Here is a 14,267-nt window from a genome sequence, read left to right as displayed (position 1 = left end):
ATCGTCTCCGGGGCTTTTTCGATTGCCGGTCTTTCTCTATCGATCCACGACCGTCGCGGAACTTTCCTCGCCCGCCAGCCCGACGAAACCGGCATACCAGTCGTCCCGGACGAGCAGATCGGCGTGAAGTCCGCTGAGGCGCAGGCGCCCCTCCTCCAGCAGCAGTACCTGGTCGGCCTGACGCGCCAGCGCCGGGCGGTGGGTCACTACCAGCAGGGTGCGCCGGCCGCGCAACCCGAGCAGGCTGCGCAGCACCTGCGCCTCGCTGGCGGCGTCGAGGCTGGCGGTGGGCTCGTCGAGCAGCAGCAACGGCGCCGTCGAGAGCAGCCCGCGAGCCAGGCACAGGCGTTGCCGCTGGCCGCCGGACAGCAGCGCGCCGCCGGGACCGACGTCGCTGTCCCAGCCCTGCGGCCAGGCCTCGATCTCTTCCAGCAGGCCAACCGCCCGCGCCGCCTCGCGCAGCGCTTCGAGATCGGCGTCCGCTCGCGCCATGCGCAGGTTCCAGGCAACGCTGCCGCGGAACAGGCCGTTGTCCTGGAACACCAGGTTGCGACTGGCGGCGAGGGTCGTTTCGCTCAACCGGCGGATATCCACGCCACCCAGCAGGACACACCCGGCGTCGGCGTCGTAGAGCCGCCCGAGCAGCGCCAGCAGGCTGCTCTTGCCGGCCCCGGAGGGTCCGACGAGGACGTTCAGCGAACCCGGCTCCAGCCTCAGGGAAATGTCCTCGAGCAAGGCGCGGCCATCTTCCAGACGCAATTCCACGGCCTCGGCCGCCAGGCTGGCGTCGTGCGGCCGCTCGCCCGGCTCGGGGCTGCGCAGCGGAGCCAGGGCGAAAACCCGCAGCAGGGTATCCAGCGCCTGCCAGGCGCCGCGCAACGCCTGGTCGAGATGGGTGAGCTGGGCCAGCGGCTCGATGAAGCGCACCAGCAGCACCAGCACGGCCACCAGCCGAGCGCCGTCCAGCCATTGCCGCTCCACCGCCCAGGCGCCGCCGAGCAGGGCGAAGGCGAACGCCGCCTGCACCGCCAGGGCGAAGCCGAGGCCGCTGGGCAGGCTGCGCCGCAACAGATCCAGGGTGCTGCGGTGGAGACTGCGCAAGGCCTCTTCCAGCCCCTGGCGGGCGACGCTTTCGCGCTGCGCCGCGCGCAGCAGCGGCTGGCGTTCGGCGAACGCCTGCAACTGCCGTGCAGCGTCGCGCTCGGCGGCCAGCCGGGCATCCTCCGCCGCCAGATTGCGCCGCCCGCTCCAGCGCAACAGCGCAGCGAGGACGGCACCGGCAACGAGCAGGCCGAGGGCGATGGACGGGTCGATCAGGAACAGCCCGAGGATCACCCCGAGCGGCGTCACCAATGCGGCGATCAGCGGCCCCAGCAGGTGCGCCGGAATGCCCATCGCCTGCATCACCGGGCCGCGCAGCAGGCCTTCGGCCGGCGCGACCCGGCGCAGCGCCGGCGGCGCCAGGCGCGGCAAGCGCGCCACCAGGCTGCGCACCAGTCCAGCCGCCAGCGAGCCGCCGGCGGCGAAACCGCGACGCAGGGCCAGGTACTGCAACAGCGCCTGCGCCAGGCTCAAGCCGAGCAACGCTGCGACCCAGCGCCAGGGCAACGCGCCTTCGGCGAACCAGGCCTCGACCAACGGCACCAGCAATACGCCGCAAGCGGCGTCCAGCAGCGCCGCCAGGACCGCCCAGGCGCTCGCCCGGCGCAACGCGGCACGGCAGTCTTCGGGCAGCGCACGCATTCGTTCGAACAGGGTCATGCCGCCACCTCCGCGCCGTTCTGTTCACGCCACAAGCGCGCATAGGCGCCGTCCGCCGCCAACAGCGCCGCGTGCTCGCCGCGTTCGACCAGACGGCCAGCGACCAGCACCAGGATCAGGTCGGCATCGCTGACTTCGGCCAGACGATGGGCGACGATCACCCGGGTCCGGCCACCGCCGCGTTCGCGCAGGTTGCGCAGGACCTGCCGGGCGGTCTGCGGATCCAGCGCCGAGGTTGGCTCGTCGAGCAGCAACAGGCGCGCCGGCGATAGCAGCGCACGGGCCAGGGCCAGTCGTTGCAGTTCGCCGCCGGACAGTTGCAGGTCGCGTCCCGGCACGCTGTCGTAGCCACGCGGCAGGGCCATGATGCGCTCGTCGAGGCAGGCGTCACGGGCCGCCTGGCGAATCTCCTGGAGATCGGCATCGGGGCGGAACAGGGCAATGTTGTCGGCCAGGGATATCTCCAGCGCCGCCGCCTGCTGGCCGACCAGCGCGATATGCCGATGGCGCACGGCATCGGGCATGTCCTTCAGTGCCAGGCCGCCAACCTCCAGTTCGCCGCGCTGCGCGTCCATGTAGCGCGCCAGCAGGTGCAGCAGGGTGCTCTTGCCGGAGCCCGAGGGACCGACCAGGGCCACCAGGCTGCCATCCTCCAGCTCCAGATCGATATCGGCCAGGACCTCCACGCCTTCATAGGCATGGCCCAGGCCGTGCAGCGCCACCGCGCCATCGACCGGCTCGCGGGTCGAGCGGCCCTCGGCCAGCGGCGCCTGGTCGAACACCTGCTGCAGGCGCTCGGCGGCGGCGCGCGCGCCCAGCAGCGCGTCGCCGCCGTGGCCGAGCGCCTGTACCGGGGCGGCCAGGGCCCGCAACAGGAGCAGGAAGGCGCAGGCCTGGCCGAGCGCCAGCGGCACGCCGAGGGCATCCAGGGCCAGCGCGCCGAGCAGGACCCAGGCCAGCAGCCAGGGCGTCGACAACTGCACGTAGACCAGCGCGGCGAGGTGGCCGACCCGCTTCACCCAGGCGCCGAACGCTTCGCCGAAGGCCGCCGCCGACGCCTCGGCGCCCTGTTGTATGCCGGCGCCGGGGTACTGTCGGGCCAGCAGCAGGTTGTGGGCGAATTCGCCATAGTCCGCCGAGAGCCTTTCCAGCGCGGCATTGCGCCGCAGCACCAGGTCGCGGTAGCGCGCCGAGCGCAGCAGCAGGAAGCCGGCGGCGGCCAGCACCAGCGGCAGCAGGCAGAACAGCAGCAGCCAGGGGTGCAGCCAGGCCAGCCAGAGCAACGCGACGAGCGGCACCACCAACAGGTTGCTGAGATCGTTGGGAGCGTGCGCGATCAGTTGGTGCAGGGCCCGCACGTCCTGCTCCACGAGGCGCGCCACGCCGTCCGGGCCCTGGCGACCGAACCAGTCCAGCGGCAGCCGTTGCAGGTGCGCCAGCAGGCGCAGGCGCAGGTCGTTGCAGAGGTCCGCGTCGACCCGGTGGGCCAGGTGCGCGGCCAGCGCCTGGCAGCCCAGCCAGGCCAGCACCGCCAGCAGCACCAGGGCCAGCAGGGCCGGCTGCGCCTGGCCGCGCGCCAGCGGCTCGGCGAGCCAGGCGAGAAGCATCCAGGGCAACAGCGAGCAGAGCCCGGCCAGGGCCTGCAACCCCATGGCCGCCGCCAGCCGCCAGCGATAGGTGCGCAGCAGGCGCCACAGCACCGGGGTCACGAGGCTTGCTCCAGCACCTGTTCCAGGCTCGCCGGCGCCAGCGACGCCGGCGGCGCCTCGGGGAAGCCAAGGCGCTCGCCGATCCGCTGCCACAGGGCGGCGACCTCCAGGCTGCGCTGGTTGCGCCGGCGCACCTCGTCGCCGTTGGCGAGCAGCGCCAGCGCCTCGGCCGCCGCCGCCGGCCACAGGCGCTGGTGCACCTGGGCCCAGCTGCACGGTTCGGCATACCAGAGCTGGGCGCTGGGCAGCGGTTCGCCGGCTATCTCGTCGAACAGCGCGAACAGGCCGTCGTCATCCTCTGCCGGTACCGCCACCGCAGGCGTCCACAACAACGGGCCATGGGGGCTGAGCAGGCTCAGCGTGCCGCGATCGGTGGTCAGGCTGACGCGCTGCAACAAGGTCATGCGCCCGTCGTCGGCGGCCGCCAGTTCGTTGAGCACGTGCAGGCTCAACGGCACTTCCGCCAGCACCAGGGACAGCCCGCGCATCGCCGACAGGTCGTTCGAGGGCGACTCCAGCGACCAGGGGCCGACGCCCTCCAGCAACGCGGCGAGGATGTCCAGGGTGGCGAAACCGACCTGCACCCCGCAGGCCGCGTCCAGGTGGCGGATGCCGCGCCGGCGATGCAACTGGCGGCCCAGCTCGATGAAACGCGCCACCGCCGGCAACTGCGGATAGAAGGTGTTGAGCAGGCAGCGCCGGCCCAGGCGCTCGGCGCTGCGCAGCAGGTCCTGCCATTCGCGCGGCAGCAACGGATGCTCGATCAGCACGTCGATGCCACGCGCCATCAGCGCCTCGGCCAGCGCCGGGCCCTGCTCGCCGCGTGCCGCGCCGCCGACCGCGACGCAGGCCAGGCGGACATCGTCGGGCAACGCCTCGACCTCGCACCAGGTCTCCACCCCGAGGCGCTCGGCCAACGCCCGCGAACGCCGGCTGCCCTGGCCAAGGATGCCGCGCAGGACGAAGCGCGGATCGGCGGCGACGCCGGCGGCATAGAACTGGCCGAACCGGGAACCGGCGACCACCACGGAACGGACGTCGCTCATCGGCTCGCCTCCTCTGGCATGGGTTTCGACAAGGATTGCGCCAGGGCTTCGCCCAGGCAGTCGAAGTGCCCGCCGGGCACCTCGTGGATGCCGCACGCGCCGAGCGCGGCGGCCCGCCATTGGGTCTCCAGGGCCTCGGCGTAGCGCGGCACCAATGGGTTGCCGGCGTCCGGCACGAACAGCCGCAGCGCGCCGACGTAGGGCTCCGGCGCCGCGGCCTGGCTGGCACGCACCGAGTGACAGAACAGTCGGTAGAGGGTGTCGCGTTCGACGCTGGCGGCGTCGGCGCTACCGCTGGCCGCCTGTAGCACGCGGCCGCGCAGGGCGACGAGATCGGCCAGGCCCGGCAGCCCCGCCAGCGCCTCGGCGACCAGGCGCTCCGGTGTCTGCGCGAGCGCCGCCTGCACCGCCTGGCCGAGACGTTCCGGCGCGGGGAAGCCGAGCGCCGCGGTATCCAGGCCGAGGGTCGCGGCGAAGCTGAACAACAGCAGGCGCTCGTCGTCCACCCGGTAGGGAATCCGGTAGCTGGAGACGATATCCAGTTGGCGCACGCGCACCCCGCGCTGGACCAGGGACTTGGCGGTCTCCAGGGCGACCAGCCCGCCGGAGCAGTAGCCGAGCAGGTCGACCTCACGCAGCCCGGCGCGATGGAGCGCCTCGGCGTAGCGGCGGCCGAGGCAGGCGTTGAGATGCTCGGCGGGGATCGCCAGGTAGGCGTCGCTGTCATGCACGGCCAGCCCCAGCAACGGCCGCCCCTCACCCAGGGCGCGAAGCAGCGGGCGGTACGGCAGTAGCGTGCCGAGGCCTTCGTGGACCAGCACCCGCGGCACGCCCTCGCCGGGCACCAGGCGCACCAGCGGGTCGAGCGCCACCGCGCCCTCGGCGAGCGGTGCGCGCGACATGCCGGCCTGCGCCGGGGCGACGCCGCGCGCCGCGGCCAGGGCTGGCCCACGGCCCTCTTCCGGCGCGCTGCGCAGGCGTTCGGCCAGGCCGCGCGGCGTCGGCTGGCTGAGCGCCCAGCGTAGCAGGCGATCGAACGGATGCCGACGGGCGCTTTCCAGTCGTTCGCGCAAACGGGCGATCAACTGGGCGATCAACAGCGAGTCGCCGCCAGCCCCGAAGAAGTCTTGCTCGACGCCCAGCGACGGGTTGTCCAGCACCTCCCGCCAGAGTGCCAGCAGCGCATTCTCCAGTTCGTCGGCCGGTGCCTGCGCGACGCCATGCCGAAGGTCCGCCTGGGGCTGGCGGGCAAAGCCGGTCAGGGCCTTGCGGTCGATCTTGCCGTTGCCGGTGACCGGCAGGCGTTCGAGCACGCGCAACTGCGCCGGGAGCATGTAGCGCGGCACCCGCGCTTCGACGAAGGCCAGCAGCTCGGCCGGCTCCAGGCGGGCGCGGTCGGTCTTGCAGCGAGCCAGCAGGACATCGTAGCCAAGCAGGTCGAGAGCGCTGCCCGGCGGCACCACCCCACAAGCCAGGTCGCCACCCTGTGCCGCCAGCCACTCCAGCCATTGCCCGGTGTGGACGAACAGTTGGCGGCGCTCGTCGCGGAGGTCGCGCGGGTTCTCCATCATCAGGCTCTGGCTGACACTGATCTCGTTGTGCTCGCGCGTCAGTTCCTGGATCACCAGCCAGGCGTCGGCGCTCAGCAACTCGCGCAGGCCGGCCAGCAGCGCCGGGGTGTCCAGCGCGTTGTTCAAGGCCCCGGAGCTGAGCAGGATATCCACCGAGTGCGGCGCCACGCCCTGGTCGAGAAGATCGCCGTTCATGTCGAAGCGGCCGAAGCGTACCCACGGCTGGTCGACGAAGCGCTCGCGGGCTGCGGCGAGGAAGTAGCTGGAAACGTCGGTGAACAGGTAGTCCACCTCCGCCCCTCGCTGCACCAGCGGCGCCAACCGGGCGATCACCGCACGGCTGGCGGCGGCGGTGCCGGCGCCAAGCTCCAGCAGGCGCCAGCGCCGTTGCGGCTGGCGCTCGACGATGGCGGCGATGGCCTCGGCCATGGCCTCGTGCAGCGCCTGGGCATGCAGGCCCTGGCTGTACATGGCCTCGGCGATGCGCGCCGAGCCCTGCGGGAACATCAGCGCCGCCGGGCTGATCCGCCCGGCCAGTTGCTCGCCGAGGGATTGCGCGCTGTCACGCAGGTAGGCGACCAGCTCGGCCGGCCAGAGCGCCGCCGGCGCGCAGCCGGCGAACGCCGTCCAGGCGTCCTCCGGACTCTGCGCGGGACGCTCGGCGCAGCCCAGCCAGCCCTCGCCCTCGGCGCGCAGGTAGCCGCCCTCCTCCAGCTGGCGCAACCAGTGGCGCAGCAGGCGCTGGCGCGCCTCGGCGATACCCAGGCGCTGGCACAGGGTGGCGAAGTCCAGCGGCGTCGCACTGGCGAACAGACCGCTGCCGGCCAGCCAGGCGGCCAACGAGGCGAGGCAGGCACGGTCGAGTGCGGCCACCGCCGCGGCGATGCCCTCCTCGCTGCCCCAGTCGCGGCGCAAGGCCTGGGCCGCCCGCTGGCGCACCGCGTCGAGCGCCGTACGCGGATCCTCGCCAGCCTCCACCGGCGCATGCAGGGTGACGAAGCTGGCCAGGCTGCGCTCGTGGGTCTCGCCGAGCACCACGGTGGCCGCCAGGTTGACCTGCGGATGAGCGCACAGCGCGGCGTCCAGTTCGGCCAGTTCGATGCGGTGGCCGCGAATCTTCACCTGGTCGTCCTCGCGGCCGAGGAACTCGATGCTGCCGTCGGCCAGGTAGCGGCCGAGGTCGCCGGTGCGATACAGGCGACGGCCATCGGGGTGACGGACGAAGCGTTCGGCGGTGCGCTGCGGATCGCCGGCGTAGCCGAGCGCCAGGCCCACCCCGCCGATATGGATCTCGCCGCGCACGCCCGGCGGGCAGCGCCGCCCGCGGGCATCCAGGACTTCCACGCTCTGCCCACGCAGGGCACGGCCATAAGGGATGCTGGCCAGCTCGGTGTGCTGCGGGCGGATCGGCTGCTCGATCGACCAGATCGCCGCCTCGGTGGCGCCGCCCAGGCTGAACAGCGCGCTGTCCGGCCAGCGCCGCCACCAGCGGGTCGGCAGGCTGACCGGAATCCAGTCACCGGACCAGAGCACGCAGCGCGGTCCCGGCAGGTGACGTTGCGGCTCGCTCTCCAGGTAATCGATGAGCATCTGGCCTTGGGCCGGCACCGAGTTCCACAGGGTGATGGCGTGGCGTTCCAGCAGTTCCGCCCAGTGCGATGGATCGCTGCCGCGCGCCGGGTCCGGCAGGACCACCTGGGCCCCCGCCGCGGTGGCGCCGAAGAAGTCGTAGACCGAGAGGTCGAAGCTCAGCTCGGCGAGGCCGAGGACGCGGTCGTTGGCGTCGACGCCGTAGCGCTGGTTGATGTCGAGCAGCGTGTTACTCACCGCCGCATGGCTGAGCATCACGCCCTTGGGCGTGCCGGTGGAGCCGGAGGTGTAGATCACGTAGGCGAGGTCGTCCGCCGCCACCTCCGCCGCGTGCGGTGGCGGCCAGGCGCTGTCGGCGGCCAGCCGGTCGATGGCCACGCAGGCGCAGCCGACGTCCGGGACATCGCTTTCCAGGCAAACCAGCGCGACCACTTCGGCGCTGGCGAGGATCGCCTGGCGCCGCAGCGGAGGCTGGCGGATGTCTACCGGCACATAGGCGGCGCCGGCCTGGAGGATGCCGATCACCGCGACCAATTGCGCGGCGCTTTTCGGCAGCATCACCGCGACCCGCCGGCCACGGCCCGCGCCGTGCGCTTCCAGGACGCGGCGCAGGGCGCTGGCGTGCTGGGCGACCTGGCGGTAGCTGTAGCTGCCGGCGGCATCGTGGATCACCGTGGCGTCGGGGGTCAGCAGGGCACGCTCGGCGAAACCGGCGGCGATGCTCCGGGCACTACCGGGCAACGCCTGCGGCGGCGCCTCGACGGGTTCCGTGGCATCGCCGTCGGTCCAGGCGCGCGGGCTCTGCGCCAGGCGCCGGAGCAGCCCGACGAAGTCGTCGAACATGGCTTCCGCCTGGCCCTCGGGGAACAACCCGAGGCGTACGTCCCAGCCGATCTCCAGGCCGCCGAACTGGTCGGTGACCTGGCAGTCCAGCCAGACCTGCGGGGTCTGGCTGATCATGTAGCGTGGCGCGCGCGGCGCCTCGCCATCGCCGAGCAGGCGCTGCACACTGCCGATGCCACTGGTGAACACCACCGGCATCAGGTCGGCGCCGCGACCACGCCGGCGCGCCAGTTCGCGCAGCAGGTCGACGCCGCTGAAGGTCGGGTGGTCGAGGTCGTCGAACATCTGCTCGCCGATGCGTCGGGCACGCTCGACGAAACTGTCGCCGTGGCGGCTGTCCACTGCCAGCAGGCTGAGCGCGGTGAAGTCACCGAGCACCTGCGCCAGCTGCGGATGCAGCGGCGGCCGGTTGAGTACCGTCAGGTTGAGACAGAACGCCGGTGCCTGGCTCCAGCGACCGATGGTCTCGGCGAAGGCCGCCAGGGCCACGCCGGCAGCGCTCAGGCCGTGTTCGCCGGCGCGCGCGCCGAGCGCCTGCCAGGCGGCCTCGTCGAGGCGCGCGTGGAAGTGCCGGAAGCGCGTGGACCGGGTGTCCGGCTGCACCCGCAGCGGCAGGTCGGGACGCCCCGGTAGCGCGTCGAGACGCGCCAGCCACCAGTCGCGGTCGCGCTGCCAGGCTGGCGACTGGCGTCGGCGCTGCTCGACGCCGACATAGTCGCGGAAGGTCGCCTCCAGCGGTTCCGCCGTCCATTGCGGATCGAGATAGCGGCGGCGCCATTCGCCAAGCAGCAATTGCAGGCTGGCGTAGTCGACCAGGGTGAAATCCACCGAGCAGTGCAGTACGCAGGCATCCCGGCCGATACTCAGCTCGGGGCGCAGGACCGGCCACTGGTCGAGTGCCGCGCAGGCGTGGTCGAGGCGTTCGCGGACCCGCTCCAGGTGCGCCTGGAAAGCGGCCTCGTCGAGCCCCGCGCAGGCATGCACGGTCAGCCGCTGCCAGGGCACCTCGGGCAGCACGCGCTGCCAGGCGTTGTCCTCGATCACCGCGCGCAGCATCGGGTGGCGCTCGACCATGGCGTTCCAGGCCGCCTCCAGGCGCGCCGGATCGGTGTCGACCGGCCAGTCGTACTCGGCGTACAGCTGGCAGGCGTTACCGCCGTAGTCGAAGGCCGCCTGGCGGCCCAGCACGTAGGCGGCCTGCACCGGGGTCAATGGGAAGCGCTGGTGGGCCAGGTCGGGTTCGGCGCGCCAGCCAGGGCCGCCTTCCAGGTGTTCCAGCAGGGCCTCGCGCTCGGCCCGCAGGCGCTCGGCGAGGCCGGCGTCGAGGGCGCCCTGTGGGGCGCGATAGCGCAGGCGGCCCGCCTCGCTCCAGAGTTCGATGCGCCGGCTGCGGCAGGTTTCCAGCAGTTCGCCGAGGCTCATAGCACGCCCTCTTCCAGTTGGGTTTCCTCGATTTCGACGGTCTGCGCCTGCAAGTGGCGGGCAAGACCGGCCAGGGTCGGCTGGCGATAGAAGTCGGCCATGCCCAGGCGTACGCCGAAACGCTCACGTATGCCGGCCAGCAGGCGGGTCGCCAGCAGGCTGTCGCCGCCGAGGCTGAAGAAGCTCGCCTCGCGACGACGCACCGGGCGTTTGAGAACCGCTTCCCAGCACTCGGCCAGCGCTTGCTCATGGGCTTCCAGCGGCTCCTCCGCCGAGGGCTCGTGACGACACTCGCCGAGTGCGCGGGTCATGCTCTCGGCCAGGCGGCGACGATCGACCTTGCCATTGCCGTTCAACGGCAGGCTTGGCAGGCACCACAGGCGTTCGGGCCGCATCGCCTGGGGCAGGCGTTGCTCCAGGCCGGCCTGGAGCGCGGCGGCGTCGAGCCCTAGTCCCGGCGCCAGCGCCTCGACCAGGGCGAGCCGTTCGCTGCGCCACAGGCAACGCGGCGCCAGTCCCGCAGCGGCGAGATCGGCCAACAGGCTCGGCAACTCCGCCAGGCGCAACGGCCGGTCGTCGAGCAAGGCCGCACCGAGCAGCGCCAGTGGCGACTCGCATAGCAGGTCCACCAGCAACAGGCGGCCCTGCGGGCGCAGCAGCGCCGCCGCCAGCGCCAGGCCTTCGCGGCTGGCCTCGTAGGCGTGCAGCGCGGCGAAGCTGATCACCCGGTCGTAGCGACCGAGGTGCTCGGCAGGTAGCAGGCCGTCGTCCAGCGCCTGCACCACGATCCGTTCCGGCAAGCGGGTGGCGGCGGCGTCGAGGAGGACGCGGCTGCGTTCGAAGAGGGTCAGTTCCAGCCCCGGGCGCAACAGCGAGGCCATGCCCTGGTCGAGCCAGAGCCCGGCGCGGGTATCCAGCACCGCCACCCGCAGGCGTTCGCCGGCAGCCGGCGTCGGCAGCGCTTCGAGCAGGCGCGCCAGGGCCTCGCGGCCGTCCGGCAGGCGCGCGGCCACCGCCTGCGGCGCCAGCCAGGGATCGAGGAGCAGCGCGGCCGGCGCCTGTTCGCCGGCGAGCAGGCCGCGCAGAGCGTTGCCCATCGCGGTCAGCCCCGCGGCCTGCCAGCCGAGCCGGCGCAACGCCTCGTCGAGCGACGGCAGCGCGCTGGCGGCGGAGTCCGCTAGCCAGTCCAGCCAGCGCCGGCGCAAACCGTCGTCTAGCTCCAGCGGCGCCTCCAGCAGCGCGCCGAGGATTTCCCGGGTGAGTACCGCCTCGGCCTCTGCCAGGCCGGCGAAGGGCTGTGCGGCCGGTAATTCCATGGAGCCTTCGGCCCGTGGCGCCAGGCGCGGTACCAGCACCGCGCCGAGGCTCGCCACGCCACCGCCGAGCACCGCCGCGCAGGCGCTCTCCACGCCAGCCTGGGCGCACAGCGCGGCCTCCACCTCGCCCAACTCGATGCGCTGGCCGCGCACTTTCACCTGCTGGTCGACCCGACCGAGGAATTCCAGGGTACCGTCGCCCCAGTAGCGACCGCGATCGCCGGTGCGATACCAGCGGCCCTGGGCATCGTGGACGAAGCGCCGGGCGCTGAGTTCGGGATCGTTGCGATAGCTGCGGGCCAGGCTGGCGCCGCCGATCCACAGCTCGCCGACCACCAGGTCCGGCACGTCGCGCCCGTGGGTGTCGACCACCCGGTAGGCCTGTCCCGGCAATGGCCGGCCGTAGGGAATCGAACGCCAGTGCGGCGGCACCGTATCGACGCTCTGCAGGTTCGACCAGATGCCCGCTTCGGTAGCGCCACCCAGCACATGCAGGCGGCAGCCTTCGGCACAACGTGGGCGCAGGCGGCCGGGCAGGTCCAGAGCCACCCAGTCGCCGGACAGCAGCACCGCCCGCAGACTGCGATAGTCGGCCTGGCTCGCCGGCAGGCTGAGGGCCATCTCCAGCAAGGCCGGCGCCGAGTTCCACAGGCTCACCGCATGCCGCTGGATAGCCTCCGCCCAGGCAGCGGCATCGCGCGCCTGTTCCTGGGCCGGCAGGACCAGGCTGGCACCGGCGCCGAGGCCGCCGAACAGGTCGAAGACCGACAGATCGAAGTCCAGCGCGGAGACCGCCAGCAAGCGGTCCGATGCGTCCACCCGCAGCAGGTCGAGCAGCGCGTCGATGGTATTGATCGCCGCCGCGTGGCTGACCTCGACGCCCTTGGGCACCCCGGTGGAGCCCGAGGTGTAGATCACATAGGCACTCGCCTGCGGCGCCAGCGGCACGGGGGCGGCCAGCGCCGGGCCGCGCAGCAGGCGCTGGACATCCAGGCGCGGCGGCAAGGCCTGCGGATCGTCCTCCTCGGTGATCGCCAGGCATACCCCGGCGGCCTCTTCGATCAGGCGCCGCCGTGCGGGCGGCTGGTCGATGTCCAGCGGCACGTAGCAGGCGCCTGCGGCGAGCACGCCGAATACCGCCGCGACCTGCTGCGGTCCGCGCGGCAGGCTGACCTCGACCGCGTCGCCAGGGCGCACCCCGGCTTCGCGCAGGCCGCCGGCGATGCGCAGCGCACGCTCGGCCAGTTCGCCGCGGGTGACACGTTGGTCGCGATAGAGCAGCGCGTCGGCATCCGGCGCCTCGGCGGCGCGAAGGAAGAAGTCGCGATGCAGGGTGCGCGCCGTGGCGCATGCCGGCTGGCCGTTGAGCAGGGCCCGGCGCGCCTGCTGCGCCCAGGGCAACGGCAGATCGGCGGGCTGCTCCCAGGCGCTGTCGCAGAGACGCTGGAGCAGCCCCACGTAGGCTTCGAACATGGTTTCCGGCAGGCCTTCGGGGAACAGGCCGACGACGCTGTCCCAGGCCAGCAGGATACCATCGCCCACCCGGTAGAGCTGGTGGTCGAGCCAGACCTGCGGGGTCTGCGAGAGCATGTCGTGGAGATCGCCGAAAGCGTCGCGGAAGGCCGCCGGGACGAAGCCCTCCTCGCCCAGGTTGCTGGCGAACACCACCGGCGCCGAGCGTGGCTGGCCCTGCCGGCGCGCCTCGCGGAGCACCTCCAGGGCGGGGAATGCGGCGTGGTCGATGGCTCCGTGGAGGTTGCGCTGGAAGCTCTTCACCGCCTCGGCGAAGGACACCCCGGCCTGCATCCGGCACTCCAGCAGCAACAGGGTGGTGAAGTCGGCGATCACCTCGCCGATACGCGGGTCGTCGGCATGCCGATCGAACAACGGCACGTTGAGGAGAAATTCCGCGCTTTCGCTCCAGCGCGCCAGGACCAGCGCGAAGGCGCAGCCGAACACGCTGGACAAGGTCACGCCATGCTGCGCGGCAAGACGCTCCAGGCGCCGGCTCTCGCCGGCGGAAAGCTGGAATGCCAGGCGCCGGGTGCGCGGCTGGCGGATGCTTTCCGGCGCGCAGGCCAACGGCAGGGCCGGCGCGTCCGGCAAGCGCGGCAGGCGTTCCAGCCAGTAGTCGCGGGCCCGCGCCGCGGCCTCGGCGCGTTGCGCCGCACGGTGTGCCAGGTAGTCGGCGAAATGCAGCGCCGGCGGCTCCGCCAGGCGCTCCGGCGCCAGGTAGGCAACGCCCAGTTCGGCCAGCAGCAGGCGCAGGCTTTCGACATCGGCGGCAAGCAGGTCGAGACTCAGCCAGAGGCGATCCTCGCCGCCCGGCATGCGCACCAGCCCGAGCAGGAACACCTGGCCGCGCTCCACCGCCAGGCATTCATGGGCGCGCCAGTCGCGCAGCGCCTGCCAGTCGCGCTCGGCCTCGTCCACCTGCAAGGTGCGCCAGTCCTGCAGGTCGAAGCAGGACAGCGGCGGCGTCGGAAGGATCTGCTGGCGACCGTCGAGGAAGCGCGCCCGCAACATCGGGTGGCGTTGACGCACGCACTCCGCCGCCGCGGCCAGGCGCTGCGGGTCGACATCCCGCGTGCGGAATTCCAGGAAGGCATGGCAGCTGACGTTGCCCAGCACCTCGCCGGCGCCACGTCCCAGCCAGTAGGCCTGCTGCACGGAAGACAGCTCGAACGGCTGGTCGCGATCCTGCGCCGTCGGCAGCGCGACCGTTGCCGGGGCGGACAGCCGGTCCGCGCAGGCCAGCAGGTCGAGCCAGGCCCCCAGGCAGGGGCGCTGCGCCAACTGGGCGAAGTCCAGCGTCGAGCCACGCGCGCGCAGGCGTTCCTGCAGGTACATCAGGCGGATCGAGTCGAGGCCGCAGCCCAGCAGGTCGTCGTCGTCCGCCAGGGCGCGCACGTCGGCAAGCGGTTCACCGAGCAGGTCGGCGAGCTGCTCGGTCAGCCAGTCGCGCAGGGCTGTACGGGAATCGGGGGGCAGATCCATGGGGGCTCCCTA

General features: G+C 72.6%; 5 protein-coding genes. All 5 read right to left on the bottom strand.

The genetic code is table 11. The annotated features are described in order from the left end of the window. Positions 1-36: 36 nt before the first annotated feature. Genes pchI through pchE form a run of 5 tightly spaced genes read right to left on the bottom strand, consistent with a single transcriptional unit; the run spans position 37 to position 14,255 of the window. A complete protein-coding gene (pchI, locus tag AT700_RS03600) occupies positions 37-1,761 on the bottom strand; it encodes an ABC transporter ATP-binding protein PchI (protein WP_009877100.1) in 1,725 nt (574 codons plus the stop codon). Next, positions 1,758-3,470, bottom strand: coding sequence for an ABC transporter ATP-binding protein PchH (pchH, locus tag AT700_RS03595; protein ID WP_003123949.1), 1,713 nt, complete (start codon positions 3,468-3,470; stop codon positions 1,758-1,760). The genes pchI and pchH overlap by 4 nt, the downstream gene beginning before the upstream one ends. Beyond that, positions 3,467-4,516, bottom strand: coding sequence for a pyochelin biosynthesis thiazoline reductase PchG (pchG, locus tag AT700_RS03590; protein WP_014602461.1), 1,050 nt, complete (start codon positions 4,514-4,516; stop codon positions 3,467-3,469). Before pchG ends, pchH begins: the two co-directional genes overlap by 4 nt. Next, positions 4,513-9,942: a pyochelin non-ribosomal peptide synthetase PchF gene (gene pchF, locus AT700_RS03585; protein WP_048520762.1), complete on the bottom strand. Its 5,430-nt coding sequence runs from the start codon at positions 9,940-9,942 to the stop codon at positions 4,513-4,515. The genes pchG and pchF overlap by 4 nt, the downstream gene beginning before the upstream one ends. Next, positions 9,939-14,255 (bottom strand): pyochelin non-ribosomal peptide synthetase PchE, encoded by a 4,317-nt coding sequence (pchE, locus tag AT700_RS03580; protein ID WP_014602459.1) that lies wholly within the window; start codon positions 14,253-14,255, stop codon positions 9,939-9,941. Before pchE ends, pchF begins: the two co-directional genes overlap by 4 nt. Positions 14,256-14,267 lie beyond the last annotated feature (12 nt).

Origin of the sequence: Pseudomonas aeruginosa (assembly GCF_001457615.1) — a bacterium.
Lineage (GTDB): Bacteria > Pseudomonadota > Gammaproteobacteria > Pseudomonadales > Pseudomonadaceae > Pseudomonas > Pseudomonas aeruginosa.
This window is presented reverse-complemented; position numbering and strand designations above follow the sequence as displayed.

What these genes read in the sequence shown, in the direction of transcription:
- pchI (WP_009877100.1), bottom strand. Translation starts at nt 1,761, where the DNA reads ATGACCCTGTTCGAACGAATGCGTGCGCTGCCCGAAGACTGCCGTGCC.
- pchG (WP_014602461.1), bottom strand. Translation starts at nt 4,516, where the DNA reads ATGAGCGACGTCCGTTCCGTGGTGGTCGCCGGTTCCCGGTTCGGCCAG.
- pchF (WP_048520762.1), bottom strand. Translation starts at nt 9,942, where the DNA reads ATGAGCCTCGGCGAACTGCTGGAAACCTGCCGCAGCCGGCGCATCGAA.
- pchE (WP_014602459.1), bottom strand. Translation starts at nt 14,255, where the DNA reads ATGGATCTGCCCCCCGATTCCCGTACAGCCCTGCGCGACTGGCTGACC.